General features: G+C 74.2%; 14 protein-coding genes. 5 read left to right on the top strand and 9 right to left on the bottom strand.

The window, feature by feature from the left end; translation table 11 throughout:
* Positions 1-259: 259 nt before the first annotated feature.
* The 3 genes from O7615_RS22045 to O7615_RS22035 are packed head-to-tail and all read left to right on the top strand — an operon-like array spanning position 260 to position 5103.
* Entirely contained in the window at positions 260-1315 is a 1056-nt protein-coding gene (locus O7615_RS22045; protein WP_278179698.1) for a MoxR family ATPase, read from the top strand.
* 1 nt (position 1316) lies between these two features.
* Positions 1317-2615, top strand: a complete 1299-nt coding sequence (locus O7615_RS22040; protein WP_278179697.1) for a DUF58 domain-containing protein — start codon at positions 1317-1319, stop codon at positions 2613-2615.
* A gap of 16 nt (positions 2616-2631) precedes the next feature.
* Positions 2632-5103, top strand: a complete 2472-nt coding sequence (locus O7615_RS22035) for a DUF3488 and transglutaminase-like domain-containing protein (protein WP_278179696.1) — start codon at positions 2632-2634, stop codon at positions 5101-5103.
* 151 nt (positions 5104-5254) lie between these two features.
* On the opposite strand, the gene O7615_RS22030 is transcribed toward O7615_RS22035, so the two are convergent.
* The 9 genes from O7615_RS22030 to O7615_RS21990 all read right to left on the bottom strand — a co-directional run bounded on the left by O7615_RS22030 (position 5255) and on the right by O7615_RS21990 (position 17444).
* Entirely contained in the window at positions 5255-5650 is a 396-nt protein-coding gene (locus O7615_RS22030) for a DUF3040 domain-containing protein (RefSeq protein ID WP_278179695.1), read from the bottom strand.
* 115 nt (positions 5651-5765) lie between these two features.
* Complete coding sequence (locus O7615_RS22025) at positions 5766-7025, bottom strand: DNA polymerase IV (RefSeq protein ID WP_278179694.1); 1260 nt, start codon at positions 7023-7025, stop codon at positions 5766-5768.
* Between the two features lie 38 nt (positions 7026-7063).
* Positions 7064-8299, bottom strand: a complete 1236-nt coding sequence (locus O7615_RS22020; RefSeq protein ID WP_278179693.1) for a nucleotide pyrophosphatase/phosphodiesterase family protein — start codon at positions 8297-8299, stop codon at positions 7064-7066.
* On the bottom strand, positions 8296-9060 hold the full coding sequence (locus tag O7615_RS22015; RefSeq protein WP_278182190.1) for a methyltransferase domain-containing protein: 765 nt from the start codon (positions 9058-9060) through the stop codon (positions 8296-8298). The genes O7615_RS22020 and O7615_RS22015 overlap by 4 nt, the downstream gene beginning before the upstream one ends.
* A 51-nt stretch (positions 9061-9111) precedes the next feature.
* Positions 9112-12513: an error-prone DNA polymerase gene (locus tag O7615_RS22010; protein ID WP_278179692.1), complete on the bottom strand. Its 3402-nt coding sequence runs from the start codon at positions 12511-12513 to the stop codon at positions 9112-9114.
* 81 nt (positions 12514-12594) lie between these two features.
* Positions 12595-14283 (bottom strand): DNA polymerase Y family protein, encoded by a 1689-nt coding sequence (locus tag O7615_RS22005; RefSeq protein ID WP_278179691.1) that lies wholly within the window; start codon positions 14281-14283, stop codon positions 12595-12597.
* Positions 14280-15002, bottom strand: a complete 723-nt coding sequence (locus O7615_RS22000; protein ID WP_278179690.1) for a hypothetical protein — start codon at positions 15000-15002, stop codon at positions 14280-14282. The genes O7615_RS22005 and O7615_RS22000 overlap by 4 nt, the downstream gene beginning before the upstream one ends.
* A 129-nt stretch (positions 15003-15131) precedes the next feature.
* Positions 15132-15581, bottom strand: a complete 450-nt coding sequence (locus O7615_RS21995) for an SAV_6107 family HEPN domain-containing protein (protein ID WP_278179689.1) — start codon at positions 15579-15581, stop codon at positions 15132-15134.
* 459 nt (positions 15582-16040) lie between these two features.
* Positions 16041-17444 (bottom strand): PLP-dependent aminotransferase family protein, encoded by a 1404-nt coding sequence (locus O7615_RS21990; RefSeq protein ID WP_278179688.1) that lies wholly within the window; start codon positions 17442-17444, stop codon positions 16041-16043.
* A gap of 515 nt (positions 17445-17959) precedes the next feature.
* Here O7615_RS21990 and O7615_RS21985 point away from each other — a divergent pair.
* Together O7615_RS21985 and O7615_RS21980 are read left to right on the top strand one after the other, a co-directional pair.
* Positions 17960-19294, top strand: coding sequence for an anthranilate synthase component I family protein (locus O7615_RS21985; RefSeq protein WP_278179687.1), 1335 nt, complete (start codon positions 17960-17962; stop codon positions 19292-19294).
* Positions 19291-19875 (top strand): aminodeoxychorismate/anthranilate synthase component II, encoded by a 585-nt coding sequence (locus tag O7615_RS21980; protein WP_278179686.1) that lies wholly within the window; start codon positions 19291-19293, stop codon positions 19873-19875. Before O7615_RS21985 ends, O7615_RS21980 begins: the two co-directional genes overlap by 4 nt.
* Positions 19876-19904 lie beyond the last annotated feature (29 nt).

Raw genomic sequence — 19904 nt, 5'->3', positions numbered from 1 at the left:
GCGGTCGGGCAAGGTCTTCCCATCGTCGGACGAGTTCGGGGCTCCTTACCCGGCATAACCGGTGACATGCGCTGAGTGAATGACAAATCGCTGCGTAAGCACTCAAACACCTGCGGCGGTCGGCGTCGGCGACAAACATGGTTAGCCTGAGAGGCCAGTGAGATTGCTGCGGCAGACGAGGCTCGTACGTCCGCGAACCCAACGGCGGGGCCAGGTGCTCTTACACAGAGCTGCCGTGACGGCGACGAGGAGGAGGCCCGTGACACAACAGACCTGGGACGACGTTGGCGGTCTGCTGCCGTACGACGAGTTCCGCGCCGCGAGTGACGCGATCGTGGCCAACATCGAACAGGTCATCGAGGGCAAGACCGCGACCGTGCGGTTGGCCCTGGCCGTCCTGCTCGCCGAGGGACACCTGCTCATCGAGGATGTGCCCGGCGTCGGCAAGACCAAGCTGGCCAAGGCGCTGGCCCGGTCGATCGACTGTTCGGTACGCCGCATCCAGTTCACGCCCGACCTGCTGCCCAGCGACGTCACCGGGGTCAGCGTCTACAACCAGGAGACGCACGACTTCGAGTTCCGTCCGGGTGCCGTCTTCGCCAACCTGGTCGTCGGCGACGAGATCAACCGTGCGTCCCCGAAGACCCAGTCGGCGCTGCTGGAGTGCATGGAGGAGCGGCAGGTCACGGTCGACGGGGTGACGTACCAGCTCCAGACGCCGTTCATGGTGATCGCCACGCAGAACCCAATCGAGATGGAGGGCACGTACCCGCTGCCGGAGGCGCAGCGCGACCGGTTCACCGCCCGCATCGCCATGGGATACCCGGACCCGACCGCCGAGCTGGCCATGCTGGACGCGCACGGCGCGGTCGACCCGCTGCCCGGGCTGCGGCCGGTCTCCGACGCCGACACCGTGCGCCGGCTGATCGGCCACGTCCGGCAGGTGCACGTCGCCGACGCGGTCAAGCAGTACGCCGTCGACCTGGTCACCGCCACCCGCGAGTCACCCGACCTGCGGTTGGGCGCGTCCCCCCGGTGCACCCTGCAACTGCTGCGCACCGCCCGCGCGGTGGCCGCTCTCGACGGGCGCGACTACGTCCTCCCCGACGACCTGCAGGTGCTCGCCGTGCCGGTGCTGGCGCACCGGATCATCCCCACCGCCGACGCCCAGCTCGCCCGGCGCACCACCGACGCGATCGTCGCCGACCTGGTGCACCGGCTGCCGCTACCGCACGACCGCAAGCGCTCGCCGTACGACACCCGCCCGCCGACGACCGGCAACGGCCGGGCGCCGTTCGAGCCCCGGAGGCCGTGACGTGCGTGACGGGCTGCGCGGGCTGACCACCCGCGGCCGTTCCTTCCTGGCGGCCGCGGTGGTGGCGGCCGTCTCCGCCGGCATCCTCGGCGAGAAGGACCTGCTGCGGGTCTCCGTGCTGCTGGCGGTCCTGCCGCTGCTCGCCGCGCTCTACGTCGGCCGCAGCCGCTACAAGCTCGCCTGCCACCGGTCGCTGGAGCCGCACCGGGTGCCGGTGGGCGCCAACGCCCGGGTGGTGCTGCGGTTGCAGAACATGTCCCGGCTGCCGACCGGCACGCTGCTGCTGGAGGACCGGCTCCCGTACGCCCTCGGCAGCCGGCCCCGGGTGGTGCTGGAGCGCCTCGGCGCGCACCAGGCCAGCTCCGTGGCGTACACGGTGCGCGCCGACGTGCGCGGCCGGTACGAGGTCGGGCCGCTGGTGGTCCGGATGACCGACCCGTTCGGTCTGTGCGAACTCAGCCGGGCCTTCCCCGGCACCGACCGTCTCACGGTGGTGCCGCAGGTGGTGCCGCTGCCGTCGGTGCGGCTGCCCGGTGAGTACGCCGGCAGCGGCGAGAGCCGGGCCCGCTCGGTGGCGGTGCACGGCGAGGACGACGCGGCCACCCGGGAGTACCGGCGCGGCGACGACCTGCGCCGGGTGCACTGGAAGTCGACCGCGCGCACCGGGGAGCTGATGGTGCGGCGGGAGGAGCAGCCCTGGGAGAGCCGGGCGACGGTGCTGTTGGACACCCGCGCGTACGGCCACCAGGGCGACGGCCCGACGGCCAGCTTCGAGTGGGCGGTCTCGGCCGCGGCCAGCATCGCCGTGCACCTGCGGCAGGCCGGTTACAAGCTGCGCCTGGTCACCGGCTCGGGCGCGGACGTCGACGCGAGCGAGGGCGCCGGTGACGGGCTGCTGCTCGACCAGCTCGCGGAGGTCAGGCTGGATAACCGGGTGGAGATCACCACTCTGGTGCAGCACGTGCGGCAGCGGGCCGACGGCGGCCTGATCATCGGCCTGTTCGGGTCGTTGAGCACCGCGGAGGCGGAGCTGCTGGCCGGGTTGCGGGCCAACGGCGCCACCTGCGTGTGTTTCCTGCTGGACAGCTCCGCCTGGCTCAACCTGCCGACGCAGGCCCGGGCCGAGGCCGACCAGGCGCACGACAGCGCCGCGCTGGCCCTGTTGCAGTCCGGTTGGCGGGTGATCGGCGTCGACCACGGCGGCCGGCTGCCGGCGCTCTGGCCGCAGGCCGGCCGGAGTTCCCAGGGGTTCGCCCTGCGGGCGGCGATGGCCGAGACGGTCGCCGGTAGCGTGCGATGAACGGAAGGTCCCCCTCATGATCGCCCATCGGAACATGGGTCTGGTGGCCGCCGCCGCGACGCTGCTCGCCGCGGCGCCGCTGTCGGCCATCTTCGAGCGCTGGACGTGGCTGATCCAGGCGGTCATCGCGGTGGCCGCGGTGGCCGCCGCGGCGGCGCTGTCCCGGCTTGGTCGGACCCCGCTCTGGGTCCAGGCGCTGGCCATGCTGGGCGGCCTCACGCTCGCCCTGACCTGGTTGTTCCCCAGCGGTGCGGAGCTGCTGGCGGTGCTGCCCACCCCGGCCACCTTCGGGCACTTCGCCGAGTTGCTCGGCAACTCGCTGGGGGACATGCGCTCGCACGGCGTGAAGGTCCCGGACACCGATCCGCTGCTGTTCATCACCGTGCTCGGCGTCGGCTCGGTGGCGGTGCTGGTGGACGTGCTCTGCGTCGGCCTGCGCCGCCCCGCCCTGGCCGGCCTGCCGATGCTGGCCATCTACTCGGTGCCGGTGGCGATCTACGTGGACAGCGTCCCGCCGGTGCCGTTCGCGATCGGCGCCGCCGGCTTCCTCTGGCTGCTGGTCACCGACAACGTGGACCGGGTCCGCCGGTTCGGCCGGCGGTTCACCGGCGACGGCCGCGACGTCGACGTGTGGGAGTCGTCCCCGCTGGCCGCCGCCGGCCGGCGGCTGGCGGTGGTGGGGCTCGCGCTGGCCGTGCTGGTGCCGTTGGCCGTGCCGGGGATGACCGCCGGGCTGATGACCGGCTTCAACTCCGGCGTCGGCTCGGGCATCGGCCCCGGTTTCGGCGGTCCACCCGGCCGGGTGGACCTCTTCGCCGCGCTCAGCGGGCAGCTCAACCAGTCCCAGGTGACCGACCTGGTGAAGGTCACCACCACCGAGGAGGAGCCGTTCTACCTGCGCTTCGGTGTCGCTGACGACCTGCGTACCGACGGCTTCCGGGTGCGCGGCCCCAACGGTCGGCGGGTCACCGGCGACCTGCCCGATCCGTCCGGGCAGTCGGTGCCGGGCGTGGAGCGCACCCGGCAGCGGGCCACCGTGGAGGTGAGCCGGGAGCTGAACATGCCGCTGCTGCCGGTCTACGCCGAGCCGGTCAGCTTCGCCGAGCTCGGCAACAACTGGTTCTACGACCCGAACCTGCAGGTCGTCTTCTCCAACCGGGACAACTCCCGGGGCAAGCAGTACGCGTTCGACTACGTACGCTCGACATACACGCCGCAGGCGCTGCGCCGGGCCCAGCCGCTACCGGCGGATCTGCCGCTGCGCCGGCAGCAGACGGTGACGCCCGACGTGCCCGAGGTGCGGGCCCTGGTGGAGGATCTGATCCAGGACGCGCGCACCGAGTACGACAAGGTGCGCGCCATCTACGACTACTTCTCCGAGGACAACGGCTTCAGCTACCGACTCAGCACCGAGCAGGGCACCAGCGGTCAGGCGATCCTCGACTTCCTGGAGAACAAGGTCGGCTACTGCCAGCAGTACGCGGCGGCGCTGGCCTGGATGATTCGCGACGCGGGCATCCCGGCCCGGGTCGCCTTCGGGTTCACCAACGGCAGCCGGCGCAGCGACGACACCCGCACGCTGACCAACCGCAACCTGCACGCCTGGACGGAGGTCTACTTCGACCAGATCGGCTGGGTGCCCTTCGACGCCACCCCGGCCTACGGCGTACCGGGCTCGACCCGCTCGGCCTGGGCGCCGGACACCGACGCCCCCGAGGAGAGCACGCCGCAGACCGGCACGGCGGACACGCCCGACGAGACGGACCCGTCGGCCGAGGCGGACCGGGGACCGGATCAGTTCGAGGACGGCGCCGACCCGGGCGCTGTCGGCGGTTCCGATACTCCGGACCAGCAGGCGCCCGTCTGGCCGTGGCTGGCCGCCGCCGGCGTACTGGCGCTGCTGCTCCTGCTCGCCGTGCCCGCGCTGCGCCGGCTCGCCCTGCGCCGCCGTCGGGGTCGGCCGGCACCGGCGATCCGGACGGTCGACGTTCCGGACGGGGACTCCGCCGGCTCCGGTGAACCGGTGGTGCTGGTCGGCGTCGACCTGGACCGGGCGCGGGCCGACGCGCACGCCGCCTGGGACGAACTCATCGACACGCTGGTCGACTACCGGATCCGGGTGGACCGGACGGAGACCCCGCGGGCGACCGCCGACCGGCTGGCCCGGGAGCGGCTCACCACGGACACCGAGGCCGGGTCGGCGGTCCGCCTGCTCGGCCGGGCGGAGGAGCGGGCCCGCTACGCCCGGGATCCGTTGACCGGCGAGCCCCTGCCGGCGGCCCTGCGGACGGTGCGCGGTGCGCTCGCCGGGCAGGCGGACCGGCGGACCCGGCTGGTGGCGACGGTGTTGCCGCCGTCGGTGCTGCACCGGTGGCGTACCGCCGTCGCGGACGGCTCGTCGCGGCTGGTCAACTCGGCAGGTCAGCTGCGCCGCCGACTACAGCGGTTCAGCCCGCGCCGGCTGATCGCCAGCCGCGCGGCCCGCTGAGCACGGCGCGAAGCAGAGCATCCCGAACGGCGAGAAAGCGCAGCATCCCGGACGGCGTGAAGCGCTCGAACGGCCATCGGCCGGTCGAGCGCGGGCCACCCCGGCGGTCGGGCCGGGGTGGGTGCTCCGCCTCAGGAACGGCGGAACGGGTTCAGCGGTGGCCCTCCGGGCGCTGCCGCCACCTGTCCTCCATCCGGTCGAGGAAGCCCGGCCGCCGGCCGGCACGGCCCCGGGACCGGCGACGACTCGCCGTGCCCCCGACGACGTGCAGGTCGGGTGACTGCGCCCGGCGGTGCGACTGCACCGCGAACGCGGCCGAGGCCAGCATGACAACGAACCCCGCCACTGCCAGTGGCGGAGTCTTGATCACCGCGCCATAGACCAACAACGCCAGGCCGGCAATGATCAGGCCGGCAGCGACGAGCAGGCGACGCCGCGCGTGGAAGCGCGGATCGCTGGCGCGCACGGCCGAGGCGAACTTGGGGTCCTCGGCAAGCGACCGCTCGATCTGCTCGAACAGCCGCTGCTCGTGCTCCGAGAGCGGCACGGCACTCCTCCCCGGTCACGTTGGTCGGTCCGGTCGGACCGACAGACCGTGGCAGCCAACCGGCTGCTTACCCGCAAGTCTACGAGGGCCCTCGCGCGTCGGAAAGCGGGACGACCTACGGCCGGGTCGGATTTTCATTTCGTCGCGGCTCACGCCCGTGGAGAAGACTGGCCGGTCCTATGACGGACCGCCCGAAACGGGCAGCCGCCGCGTCGGCGGCGACCTCCGCCTCCCGCCACCCCCGCTCCGGCTCGCCGAGGGCGAGTTGCCGCGGCGTCTCCTGGGTCGCCGCCAACCCCTCCGCCCGGACGCCGAGCAGGCGGATCCGCTCGCCCGGGTGCAGAGCGGTGTAAAGCGCCCACACCGTGTCGAACATCTCCCGGGCCACGTCGGTGGGCACGTCGAGGGTGCGGGCGCGGGTGACCGTGCGGAAGTCGGCGGTCCGCACCTTGAGCGACACCGTCCGCCCCACCTGCCCGGCGCCGCGCAACCGGACACCGACCTTCTCGGCCAGGGCGAGCAGCGTACGACGGATCTCGGTCGGATCGTCGACATCCACGTCGAAGGTGACCTCCGCGCCGATGGACTTCTCCGTCTGCTCCGGGCTGACCCGGCGCGGGTCGCGGCCCCACGCCAGCTCGCGCAGGTGCGCGGTGGCGGCCTCGCCCAGTGCGGTACGCAGCATGCCGACCGATGCCTGCGCGAGATCACCGATGGTCCGCAGACCGAGCCGCAGCAGCGCCTGCTCGGAGCGCTCCCCCACCCCCCACAGCGCGGCGACCGGCAACGGATGGAGGAAGTCGAGCACCCGGTCGGCCGGGACGACCAGCAGACCGTCGGGCTTGGCCCGGGTCGAGCCGAGCTTGGCCACGAACTTGCTCGACGCTACCCCCACCGAGCAGGTCAGCCCCTGCTCCGCGGCGACCCGCTCCCGGATGCGGCGGGCGATCGTCGCGGGCGGGCCGAACAGTCGCCGGGCGCCGGTGACGTCGAGGAACGCCTCGTCCAGGGAGAGCGGCTCGACCAGCGGCGTGACGTCACGGAAGATCTGCATGACCGCGCGCGAGGCCGCCGAGTAGCGGGTGAAGTCGGGGGCGAGGAAGACCGCGTGCGGGCACAGAGCGCGGGCCCGCATCGTGGGCATGGCGCTGCGTACGCCGTATCGCCGGGCCTCGTAGCTGGCGGAACTGACCACGCCGCGCGGGCCGACACCGCCGACCACGACGGCCTGGCCGCGCAGCTCGGGCCGGTGGCGCACCTCCACGGAGGCGAAGAAGGCGTCCATGTCGACGTGCAGGATCGGGCAGCCGGCGTCATCGGCGCCGGGCCCGAACCGGGAATCGCCGCCCCGGGGTAGCGACTGGCTGCGGCCCACCCGCGCAGGTTAACCCCCGCCACCGACACTCCGGCGGATCAGCCCCGCACCACCAGCAGCGGAATGGTCATCTCGGCCGCCGTGTCCGCGCCGTGGAAGGCCACCAGCCGGGACACCATCGGGGGTTCCGATCGGGTGGCCAGCACGGCGTACGTGTCGTTGCAGATCACCACGACGTCGCCGATCCGGTCCAGGTGCTCGGCGGGCACCGGCCCGAACCACCCGGTATCCACCGTTTCCTCTCGGGTCAGCACCCGGGCGGCAGCGCCGAGCACGGCCGACCAGGCGGCCGCCACGTCGGCGGCGGCACCGGGCGCGACGTGCAGGTAGCGCACCCGGGGCTCGCCCGCCACCACCCGCACCCCGTCGGTCAGCCGGGGGTCGGTGTCCAGGTCGAACCGGTGCTCACCGGGCACGTCGAGCTGCCCGTGGTCGGCGGTGACCAGCAGCGCCGCGTCCGGCGGCAGCCCGTCCACCAACCGGGCCAGCAACCCGTCCACCTCGGTCACCGCCACCCGCCACGGCAGCGAGTCGACGCCGCTGAGATGGCCGTGCCGGTCGACGTCCGGGTGGTAGGCGGAGACCAGGGTCGGGCCGGACCCGGCGGTCAGCGCGGCCAGCGTCGTGGCGGCCAGCGCGTCGACGCCGGCCGCGCCCCGGTAGTCACCGCCCCGGTTCGCGGCCAGGGTCAGGCCGGTGCCACCGAACTCCGGCCGGCTCACCACGGTCACCGCCACACCCGCCGCCCGGGCCCGCTCCAGCTGCGTGGGAACCGGCTGCCAGCGCAGCGGATCCGGGTCGCCGTCGACCCACTCGATGTGGTTGAGCACCCGCTCCGTGCCGGGGACGCGCAGGTTGAAGCCGAGCACCCCGTGCGCGCCCGGCGCCGTCCCGGTGCCCAGGGTGACCAGGCTGGTCGGGGTCGTGGAGGGAAAGCCGGAGGTGAGCGGCCGACCGGCCGCGGCGGTCAGTCCGGTCAGGGTCGGCGCGTACGGCGCGGCGGTCGGGATCTGATACCAGCCGAGGCCGTCGACCAGCAGCACCGCGATCCGGCGCACCCCGGGCAGGTCGGCGGCGAGGCCGAGCGGGTCCACGGCGCCGGGCACGCCGAGCACTGCGAGGGCGCTGGGCAGCACGTCGGCGAGGCTCCCACCGCCATACCCCGGCGCGACGGGAGTAAGGAAGGGCCCCTTCTTGACGGCTGGGGTAGCGGAAGGTCCCTCTCCTGACACCGGCGCGGCGTCGGGGGCGGGCCTGCCGGCCGAGCCGGTCATGCCGGGCGGCGGGCGAACAGGTGCAACTGGGCGGCGACGTCCCGCCAGGGTGATCGCGCGGCCAGCGCCCGCTCCAACTCGACCAGGGCACCGGGCTGGCCGTCCGCCACGGCCGCGGGCAGCAGGTCGGCGAGGACGCGTACGCCGTGGATCTCCTCGACCGTGAGACCGGCGGCGGTCAGCAGCGCGGCGGCGACCTCGGCGTCGAAGCGCCGGCGCAGCGTGTCCCGGGAGCCGGCGGCGCCCGCAGGGTCGGCGGCCAGCACCGCGGCCACGTCGAGATGGCCGTTCATGGCCCGGCTGAGCACCGCCGCGGCCCGCCCGGCGACCAGCACGCTCGCCGCGCCGCCCGGTCGCAACGCGCCGGCCAGCGCGGACACCACCGGAGCCGGATCGTCGACGACCTCCAGCACGGCGTGGCAGAGCACCAGGTCGACGCTGGCCGGCTCGACCAGCCCGGCGAGCGCGTCGCCGTCGCCCTGCACCGCGCGTACCCGCCCGGCCACCCCCGCCTCGGCGGCCCGCCGGCTGAGTGCGGCGAGCGCGTCCGGACTGGCGTCGACCACGGTGACCCGGTGCCCGGCCTGGGCCAGCGGCACGGCGAAGCCGCCGGTGCCACCACCCACGTCCAGCACGGTCAGCTCGGCGGCGGGCCGGCGGTCCAGCTCGGCGCGCAGCACCGACCAGACCACCGCGGTACGGGGGGTGAGCGGCGGCCCGGCCGGGCCTGGGGTCTGTTCCACCCGGTCGAGCCTAGTCAGACTGGCGCAGATCGCCAGGGGGGCCTGCCCGACCGTCGCCCTGCCCGCCGGTCAGCGGAAGTCGCGGGAGGCGGGGCTGACCGGCGCCTCGATCGCGTCCAGCCGGTCGGCGACCAGGTTGACCACCCCCTCGTGCCGCTCCAACCGCCCCCGCACCACCAGCGCCGCGCTGGTGCGGGCCACCCGCCGGTGTCGCTGCCACAGCCCCGGCGAGCAGGTGACGTTGAGCATGCCGGTCTCGTCCTCCAGGTTGAGGAAGGTGACCCCGCCGGCGGTCGCCGGGCGTTGCCGGTGGGTGACGATCCCGCCGACCCGGATCCGCCGACCCGGCTCCGCCCGGCCCAACCGGTCGATCGGTACCGCGCCCACGGCGTCCAGCCGCGGGCGGAGGAACCGGGCCGGATGGCTCTCGGGCGACAACCCGGTGGCCCACACGTCGGCGACCAGCCGGTCCACCGCCTCCATCCCGGGCAGGGTGGGCGCCGCCGTCCCGGTCACCGTGCCGGGCAGCCGGCCGGGCCGGTCCTGGGCCGCCGCGCCGGCCGCCCAGAGTGCCTGCCGCCGGGTCAGCCCGAAACAGGCGAAGGCGTCCGCGGTGGCCAGCGCTTCCAGCTGCGCGGCGGTCAGACCCACCCGCCGGGCCAGATCCGCCATGTCGCGGTACGGACCGCCGTCCGCCCGCTCGGCCTCGATCCGCTCGGCCACCGGATCGCCGAGGGTACGCACGCTGGACAGCCCGAGCCGCACGGCCGGCCCGCCCAGCCCCCAGGCGTGCGGCGGCTCCCCCGGCCGGCTGCCCCAGCGGGTGTCCGGGGTGGACTCCAGCACCGGCTTCGCGCCGCTGGCGTTGACGTCCGGGCGGCGTACCTCCACGCCGTGCCGGCGGGCGTCGTCGACCAGGGTCTGCGGCGAGTAGAAGCCCATCGGCTGGGCGCTCAGCAGCGCGGCCAGGAACGGACCGGGGTGGTAGCGCTTGAGCCAGGAGCTGGCGTAGACCAGGTAGGCGAAGCTCATCGCGTGGCTCTCCGGGAAGCCGTAGCTGGCGAACGCGGTGAGCTTGCGGTAGACGTCGTCGGCCAGCTCGCCGGTGATGCCCCGCGCCGCCATGCCGGAGTAGAGCCGGTCGGCGATCCGGGCCATCCGCTCCATGGACCGTTTGGCGCCCATCGCCCGGCGCAGCTGGTCGGCCTCGGCCGCGTCGAAGCCGGCCAGGTCGATGGCGAGCTGCATCAGCTGCTCCTGGAACAGCGGCACCCCACGGGTCTTCTCCAGCGCGTTGCGCATCAGCGGATGCGGGTAGGTCACCGGCTCCTGCCCGCTCTTGCGCCGGATGAAGGGGTGCACCGAGCCGCCCTGGATCGGGCCGGGCCGGATCAGCGCCACCTCGATCACCAGGTCGTAGAACTCGCGGGGCTTGAGCCGGGGCAGGGTGGCCATCTGGGCCCGGCTCTCCACCTGGAACACCCCGACCGAGTCGGCCCGGCAGAGCATGTCGTAGACCTCGGGGTCGTCCAGCGTCAGCTCGCCGAGTTCCAGGCTCGCCCCGATCAGGTCGTAGCCGTGGTGCAGCGCCGACAGCATGCCGAGGCCGAGCAGGTCGAACTTGACCAGGCCGACGGCGGCGCAGTCGTCCTTGTCCCACTGGAGCACGCTGCGCCCGGGCATCCGGCCCCACTCCACCGGGCAGACCTCGATCACCGGCCGGTCGCAGATCACCATGCCGCCGGAGTGGATGCCCAGGTGCCGGGGAAACCCCTGAAGCTCGTTGGCGTACGCGACCACCTGCTCGGGGATCTCCGGCACGTCCACCGTGGCCACGTCGCCCCACCGGTCGATCTGCTTGCTCCACGCGTCCTGCTGACCGGGCGAGAAGCCGAACGCCTTGGCCACGTCCCGCACCGCCGAGCGGGGCCGGTAGGAGATCACGTTGGCCACCTGGGCGGTGTGCTCCCGGCCGTAGCGGGTGTAGACGTACTGGATGACCTCCTCCCGGCGGTCGGACTCGATGTCCACGTCGATGTCGGGCGGCCCGTCGCGCTCGGGGGCCAGGAACCGCTCGAACAGCAGCCGGTGCCGGACCGCGTCCACGTTGGTGATCCGCAGCGCGTAGCAGACCGCCGAGTTCGCCGCCGAGCCCCGGCCCTGGCAGTAGATGCCCTTCTGTTGGCAGAAGTCCACGATCTGGTGGACCACCAGGAAGTAGCCGGGGAACCCCAGTTCTTCGATCATGTTCAGCTCGCGGTCGAGCTGCGCGTACGCCTCCGGGTGCGCCTCGCGCGTGCCGTAGCGGTTCCGCGCGCCCTCCTCGGTGAGGTGGCGCAGCCAGCTCATCTCGGTGTGCCCCGGCGGCACCGGGTGCGCCGGCAGCCTCGGCGCGACGAGTTGGAGGTCGAAGGCGAGTTCCGCGCCGAACTCGGCGGCCCGGGCCACCGCGCCCGGGTACGCGGCGAACCGGGCCGCCATCTCGGCGCCGCTGCGCAGGTGGGCGGTGCCCGCGGCGGGCAGCCAGCCGTCGATCTCGTCCAGGCTGCGCCGGGCCCGTACCGCCGCGAGGGTGGTGGCCAGCCGGCGCCGCCCCGGAGCGGCGTAGTGCACGTTGTTCGTGGCCACCGTGGGCAGCCCGGCGGCGGTGGCCAACTCGGCCAGGGCGTCGTTGCGGTCGCCGTCGACCGGGTGCCCGTGGTCGGTCAGCTCCACCGCCACCGTCTCCGCGCCGAAGAGAGCGGTCAGCCGGTCCAGCTCGCGGGCGGCCGCGTCGACCCCCTCGGTGAGCAGGGCGGCCGGCACGTGCCCCTTGCGGCAACCGGTGAGCACCAGCACGTGGTCACGCAGGGCGTCGGCCACCTCCTCCAGCTCGCCGTAGACCGGGCGGCCCTTCTCACCGCCGCGCAGCTGGGCGCGGGCGATGGTCGTGGCCAGCCGGGCGTACCCCTCGTGGCCGTGGGCCAGCAGCAGCAGGTGGTTGCCGTGCGGGTCGGGTGCCCCCGACTGTGGGCCGGGCAGGCCGAGGGACAGCTCCGCACCGAAGATCGTCGGCAGACCCAGCGCACGGGCCGCCTCGGCGAAGCGGACCACGCCGTAGAAGCCGTCGTGGTCGGTGACGGCGAGCGCGCTGAGCCCCAGCCGGACGGCCTCCTCGGCCAGTTCCTCGGGGTGACTGGCGCCGTCGAGGAAGCTGAAGTTGGTGTGCGCGTGCAGCTCGGCGTAGGGCACCACGCCGTCGGGGCGGGTCAGTTCCGGCGGCCGGTAGTGCTCCCGCCGCCGGCCCCAGGCCGGCGAGTCACCCCCGTCGGCGTCGACCGCCAGCGGATCCACCACATGCAGGTGCCGCCCACCCCCATCCCCCCACCCGCCGCCGTTCCCCCGCCCGCCGCTCGACCGCCCGCCGCTCGACCGTCCGGAGAGCACCCCCTCCAACTCCGCCCACGGCAACTGCGGATTGTGGAAACTCACCGCTCCCCCCGGCCCGCCGTCGAGATCTTGGTACGTTCCGGCCCTCCCGGGGGCCGGAACGTACCAAGATCTGGATCCTGCTCAGTCATAGATCGCCTCCACCAGCCACTGGCCGGTGTCGACGGCGAGCAACAGGGCACTGCCGTCGGCCAGGCGGACCTGGAACCGGGCCCGCCGACGCGCCTCGGCCGGGGCCCACCACCACTCGTCGACCGGCCACGGGCCGACCCAGCCGACGATCTCGGCCGGCACGGCCGGACCGACCGGAACGGTGGCGGCCCCCACGGCCGCACCGATGGTCAGCCGGGCCGGCGGGGCGCTCACCGCCAACCGCGCGCTCACCACGACCGGTGCGCCGGTGGCGTCCAGCACGCGCGCGGCGAGCGGGGTGGGCAGCACCACGGCCGGCGAAGGCGGCGGCAGCCGACCCGGCCAGGGCGGCACCGGCGGCCCCAGCCCCGCCCGCCGGCCGCCGGTACGGGCCGGCTTCCCCTCGGACGCGACGCCGGGACGCGCGACGGGCTCGCCCGGCATTGGCGCGGCGCCGGGACGGGTCGGGAGCCGTTCGTCGCCCCAGGGCACCAGCCGCGTCTGGTCGGCCGGCGACCGCCCGCCACCGAGCACCGCGGTGACCACCGCCTCGGGGCCGAGCAGACCCTGCACCCGGCTCAGCGCACGGTGCGCCCGCTCGCGTTCCGCGCCGGTCTCGCCCCACAGCCCCGGTTGCAGGCCGGCCTGGGCGAGCACCCCGTCCGGCAGCAGCCGCAGCCGGACGATCCCGGCGGTGGGACGGGCCGGCCCGCCGCCCCGGCGGCCGGCACCGGAGAGCCAGCCGTCCAGTTGCCAACGGACCCGGTCGGCGATCGCCGCCGCGGTGAGCAGGCCGTCGTGCCGCCAGACCCGGTGCAGTTCCTGGCCGTGCGCGGTGACCGCCTCGATGCCGAGCCGGGTGCAGGCCAGCCCGTACCCGGCGAGCCGCTCGTGCAGCCGCTCGGCCAGCGTCCGGGCCGCGAACGCCGCGACGTCGACGCGATCGATCGGCTCGTCGAGGTCGGCGGTCACCGTCAGGTCGGCGGGCGGGTGCCGCACCGCGAGGGGCCGGTCGTCCCGCCCGGCGGCCAGCCGGTGGGCCAGCGCCCCGTCGAATCCGAACCGGGCCAGCACGTCGCCGGCCGGCAATGCGGCGAAGTCGCCGAGCGTACGCATCCCGAGCCGGCGCAGCAGGTCGGCCAGGTCGGGGCGGCCGAGCGCCTCGACGGGCTGGCCGGCCAGAAACTCCGGCGCCCCGCCGGGTGGCACGATCCGGCCCTGGCGGGCGGCCAGCCCGGCGGCGAAGACCCCGTCGGCGATACCGACCTGGCTCTCCACCGCGCAACTCTGTGCGACGTGCTCGACGATCCGTTCGGCGGCCGCCTCCTCACCACCCAGATAGCGGCTCGGCCCCCGGGCGGCCAGCGCGCAGGCGCCGGGGCGGATCACCTCGACCCCGACCGCCACCTCCTCCACGGCGGCCACCACCGGCTCGAACGCCCGGGCGTCCCGGCCGGGGTCGTGGTCGACGACGGTGAGCGGGGGACAGCGTCCCTGCGCCTCCCGCCGGCGCAGCCCCCGGCGTACGCCCTCGGCGCGGGCCCGCTCGGAGCAGGCCACCACCCGGTTGGCGTGCAGCACCGCGACCGGGCCGGTGGCGGGCACCCCGTCGACGATCTCGGCGGCGAGAACCGGCCAGTCCGGGCACCACAGCAGCAGCGTCCGGATCGGTTCGCTCACTGGCTCACCACCCGCAGCCGCCCGGTACCCGGCACCCGGCCGGCGGCGGGCGGGCCGGGGATGACCCGGGTCAGGTCGTCACCGGGCAGCCAGACCCTGGCCTCCCGGGGACGGGCGGCCGCGCCCCGCCCCCGGGCCGAGATCGTCACCGCCCGACGACGCAGCCGCCCCCGCCCCGGCCCGAGCCCTTCCCAGACCCCGCGTACCACCTGGAGTGTCACGTCCGCGCCATCCCACCGGCCGTACGGCACGAGCACGCTGCCGCGTTGCCGGGCCCGGGCGGCCAGCCGATCGGTGACGGAGGCGGCGACGGTGGACGGCACCGCGGTCACCACCACGTCGACCCCGTCGATGAGCGCGGCGACCACCGTGGGCCACTCCGGCCCGGGCCGCGGCACCAGGGCGAGCCGATCCAGGGCGATGCCGGCCTCGGCCGCCGCACCGGCCCCGAAGGTCGGCATCCCGACCACGGCACACCAGGAGCCGGCCCGGGACGCCTCGGCGAGCAGCGCGAGCAGCAGCGAGGTGGTGCCGCTGGGCCGGGCCCGCCCGAGGCCGACCGCGATGGTGCTGCCCCGCCGCAGCCCACGGCTGGGCAGCAACCCGGTCAACTCGGGCCGTACGGGCAGCACCCGGTGCCCGCCCGCCGGGTCGGGTGCGCTGGCGGGGCGCACCAACCCGGCCAGCGCGGCGGAACCGACCACCATGCGGCCCGCCATCGGACCTCCCCCGTCGTGTCACCACGGGCACGGCCCGTGGATGGTGCTGTCGTTGGATCAGAAGAACGTGCGTGGCGGGGCGGCGTCCGGCCACCCTGGGTCCCGCCGGTGGTGGCCGGACGCCGCGACTCAGGCGACGAGACCGTCGATCGCGGGTTGGTGCGCCAGGCCGAGCGCCGCCTCCACCACCGCCACGAACTCCTCGGCGGCACGGAGCAGGTCGTCGGCCTCCCGGGCGGTGACCACGCGGGGTATGCCGGCCTCGGCGGCGGCCCGTTTGCTGGCACCGAGGGCGAAGTAGGCGGCCCACTCGTCGAGCTCGGGGGCGACGCTGGCGAGCAGGACCCAGACGCTGGTGATCCGGTGGCGTCGGCTGGGTGCAGGGCGGGCGCGGGCGGCGAGCACCGCCGCGGCGGCGCGCAGGGCGGCGAGGTGGGCAGCGGCGTATCGGAGGCCGTCGGGGCCGGTCCGCGCGGCCTCGGCGAGCCCGTGCCGGGCCACCGCGAGCAACTGGACGGGAGTGCGGTGCGGCAGCACGTGCGCGGGCACCATCGGCGCCTGTGCCGGACTGGTCGGCATGGTCTCTCCTCCAGGTGGGCCGGAGCGGGCGGACGCACGGCGGAATCGATCCGTCGGCGCGGGACGCCCGCGGCGGTCGGTGCGGAGGAAGACGCACCAGGTGGGTGGCCGGCCGGGTGCGGAGCTTCCCCACACCACACCCGGCCGGCGTACCGGCGGGTCCGTCGTCCGCCGCCCGGGGGTCGTTGGGCGGCGGACGACGGCCTGCCTGACGGGCCCGGACTCGCGACTGCCCGGAGCCCAGGTGCGGTCCGCGGCACCGCACCTGTCGGGAGCCGGTGCCGCGAAACACCCGCCCCCGAGAGGGGTTGGAACGAACGTTCGAGGCAATCGAACACTCGTTCTAACTGCTGCTGACAGTACACCCTCCCCCCGACGAAAACGCAACGTGTGACGCGCGGAGAGAGCAGGAGTCGCCCGGTCCGGACCAGACGACGGTGGCGCGGGACCGGTCGAACCTCACCCGCCGCGGTGCTCGGTGACGTCGCGGTACGCGGCGGCGATCCCGGCCAGACCCCGGCTCAGTGCCGCCCCGGACACCCCGGCGTGGCCGACCACCAGCGCGGGCGCCCGGTCGTCGTCGCGCAGCGCGTAGAAACGCCCTCCCCGGACCAGCACCGCACGCCGTCGGGCGGCCTGGACCAGCAGTTTCTCGGCACACTCTCGGGGCAGCTCCAGGTACGTCTGAGCGCCACCCTCCCGGCCGAACACGGTGACGCGGGGCAGGCGCCGGGCGAGGAAGTGGTGTACGGCCTGCCGGCGCCGGTGCGACTCGGCGCGCAGCCGGCGCAGGTGCCGGTCGAAGGCTCCGATGTCGACCAGCCGGGCGAAGGCGAGCTGCTCGATCCCGGAGCAGCCGATGTCCCAGCTGGCCCGGACCCGCTCGACGGGCCCGGTCAGCTCGGCCGGGGTGGCGACCCAACCCAGCCGCAGGGCCGGCGCGAGGACCTTGCTGGCGCTGCCGGCGTAGACCACCCGATCGGGGGCGAGGCTCTGCAGGGCCGGCATCCGCCGGGCCGGGGCCACCCAGCCGGCATTGAAGTCGTCCTCGATGATGTAGCCGTCCACCGCGCAGGCCCAGGCGACCAGTTGCTCCCTGCGGCCGGTGCTGAGCACCGCGCCGGTCGGGAACTGGCTGGCCGGCGTGGTGAGCACGGTCCGCACACCGCTGGCGATCAGCTCGTCGACGCGGATGCCGTCGCCGTCCACCGGTATCGCGACCGGGCGCAGGCCGGCATCGGCGATGAACCTCCATTCGCCGGGATGCCCCGGGTCCTCCACACCGATCCGGTCGTGGCCGGCGTCCCGCAGCACGCGGCAGAGCATCGCGAGCCCCTGAGCGAACCCAGAAGTGATCATGAGATGCTCGGGTCGGGTGCGGACAGCGCGTACCCGGCCGAGATAGCCGACGAGGGTGTGCCGGGTCGAGGCCAGTCCGGACGGAGGGCCGTAGCCCAGCTCCCGCGGACCGGCGGAGCTGATCACCGAGCTGACGCAGCGGATCCAGTCCTGGCGCGGGAAGGTGGAGGTGTCCGAGCCGCCGGTGCGCAGGTCCACCACTTCGGCCGGGGGCGGCCGGTCGTCCGGGGTGAGCGCGGAGCCGATCTCGCTCCGGGCCGCCGCCACCAGGGTGCCGGAGCCACGCCGAGAGACCAGATAGCCCTCGGCGCAGAGCTGTTCGTACGCCTCCACCACCACACTGCGGGACACCCCCAGGTCCGCCGCGAGTTGGCGACTCGACGGCACCCGGACGCCGGGGTGCAGCGCGCCCTCCTCGATGTGCCGCCGCACCGCACTGCGGAGCTGCGCCGCCAGGGTCTCCCGCGAATCGCGATCAATTGACAGATTTAGATCCCATGCCAAGTGGTCACCTCCGTGCCCGTCGAAGTGGTATGGACAGAGCCGACCGCGTTTGGCGAAAGTGTTTCCCGGCCGCGCAATCGCCGACCGCCGGACGCCGAGGCAATCTTTTGCGCGCCCGCCGGGACATGGACGCATGACCAGCGTCCGGCGGACGGCGCGGCCCCGCACGGGGAAGGCATGGCCTGCCCGGAAAGGCATGGCCCTGCACGGGGGAAGGCTCGACGTGTCGCGCCAGCACCAGGCGGTGCCGGTGGCGCGGGAGGCGAGCTACTCAGAGGAGGTTCGCGATGCCTGCGTCGTCGCCCGGAGTGGATGGGAATCCCGCGTATTCGCATTCGCGGATCCAAGGACGTACGCCACTTTCCGGCACAATTCCCGTCAACGTGACAACCATCACACTGTCGTCAATCGATCCCTTGTCGCTCTACACGGCTTTGTCCAAAAATCGCTTTCAGGACGACATTTATCTGTTCGAAAGCCTGGACGGGCCGGCGCCTGACCGGCGGGCGGCGGCGGTGGGCTGGGGACGCCTCGCCGAGTTGCGGATCATCGCCGACCGGCTCGAACTGTCCGCCGACGGCGCGCTCGGCCAGCAGCTCGCCACGGTGCTCACCGCCGTCCTGGGCGAGCCGCAGCGGCATCATCGCGCCGCACCGTACGTCTGGCCGGTCGCCGGTCCGGCCGAGATGTGGACCGCCGTGCGAGCGGTGCAGCACGCGTTCGCGGTCGAGACGACGGCGACGACGGCCGGTTTCGCCTTCGGCTTTCTCACCACCCTGGCCTACGAGGCCGCCCGCGACATGGACGAACTCACCGTCAAGCGGGTGGTCGACGACGTGCCGCGCTGCACCCTCGCGCTGTTCCGGCACACCGTCTGGTGGGACCTGCCCACCGGCAGCGTGCACCAGCTCAGCAGCGCCGGCCCGCACCTACCGCCCGAGCCGGTGCCCCGGGTGGCCGAGCTGGTCGCCGGGCTGCCCGAGGAGCGCCACGCCGTGCCGCCCGCCCCGCCGGCCACGCTGATCCGCGACAACCTGGACGAGGAGACCTTCGCCGCTCGCGTCGAGCAGTGCCTCCGGCACATCGAGGTCGGCGACAGTTACCAGATCCAGATCGGGCATCGGATCGAGGTCGACACCGATCTCACGCCGCTGGAGGTCTACCGGCGGCTGCGGCACCGCAGCCCCTCGCCGTACATGTATCTGGCCCCCTGGGCGAGGCGCGCGGTCATCGGGGCCAGCCCGGAACTCTTCCTCCGCATCGCGGACGGCCGGGTGTCGATGCGTCCGATCGCCGGCACCACGGCACGGGACGCCGACCCCGAGACCGACCAGCGGCGGGTGGCGGACCTGCTGGCCAGCGAGAAGGAGCGGGCGGAGCACGTCATGCTCGTCGACCTGTGCCGCAACGACATCGGCCGGGTCTGCGCGCCGGGCACCCTCAGCGTCGACACGATGCTCGAGGCCGAGCCGTTCGCGTACGTGCACCATCTGGTCTCCACCGTCTCCGGCCGGCTCACCCCGGACGCCGACGTGTGGACGACGATCTGCGCGGCCTTCCCGGCCGGCACCATGACCGGCGCCCCCAAGCTGCGATCGATGGAGATCATCGACGGGTTGGAGGACGATGCCCGGGGCGTCTACGCCGGCGCGATCGGCCTGGTCGACGTACGCGGCTTCGCGGTCCTGGCGCTCTGCATCCGCACCATCGTCGGCGACGGCCACCGGTACCGGACGCAGGCATCCGCCGGGGTGGTGGCCGACTCCACACCCCGGGCCGAATGGCGGGAGACCCTGGCCAAGATGAGCGCCTCCTACTGGGCCCTGACCGGCGAGGAGCTATTGCCGTGAGAATCGTGCTCGTCGACGCGTACGACAGCTTCACCCACATCATCGACCAGTACCTGCGGACGCTCGGCGCACAGACCGTGGTGATCCGTTCCCGGACCCGCACCAGCGAGCAACTCGCCGCCCTACGACCGGACGCGATGGTCCTCGGCCCCGGGCCCGGGCACGCCGCCGAGTCCGGTCACGTCGAGCTGGTACGCGCCTTCGCCGGCCGGATCCCGCTGCTCGGGGTCTGCCTGGGCCACCAGGCCATCGGGCTGGCCTACGGCGGCACCATCGCGGTCGCCCGGCACCTCATGCACGGCAAGACCAGTCTGGTCGAGCACGACGGGCGCGGCGTCTTCGCCGGGGCGCCGGCCCAACTGACCGTCGCCCGCTACCACTCGCTCATCGTCGCCGACCCCGTCCCCGCGGCGCTGGCGGTCACCGCGCGGTCCGTCGACGACGGCTACGTGATGGGGATACGCCACCACAGCCTGCGGGTCGAGGGGGTCCAGTTCCATCCGGAGAGCGTGCTGACCGAGGACGGGCTCCGCCTGTTCGACAACTTCCTGCGCGGCGCGCCCGCGGCACTGCCGGCCTGAGGGTGGAAACGAGGATTGGTCTGACCGGA

The organism is Micromonospora sp. WMMD1082 (assembly GCF_029626175.1).
Classification (GTDB): domain Bacteria; phylum Actinomycetota; class Actinomycetes; order Mycobacteriales; family Micromonosporaceae; genus Micromonospora.
Note: the sequence above shows the minus strand (reverse complement) of the source record. Positions and strands in the feature narration are given on the sequence as shown.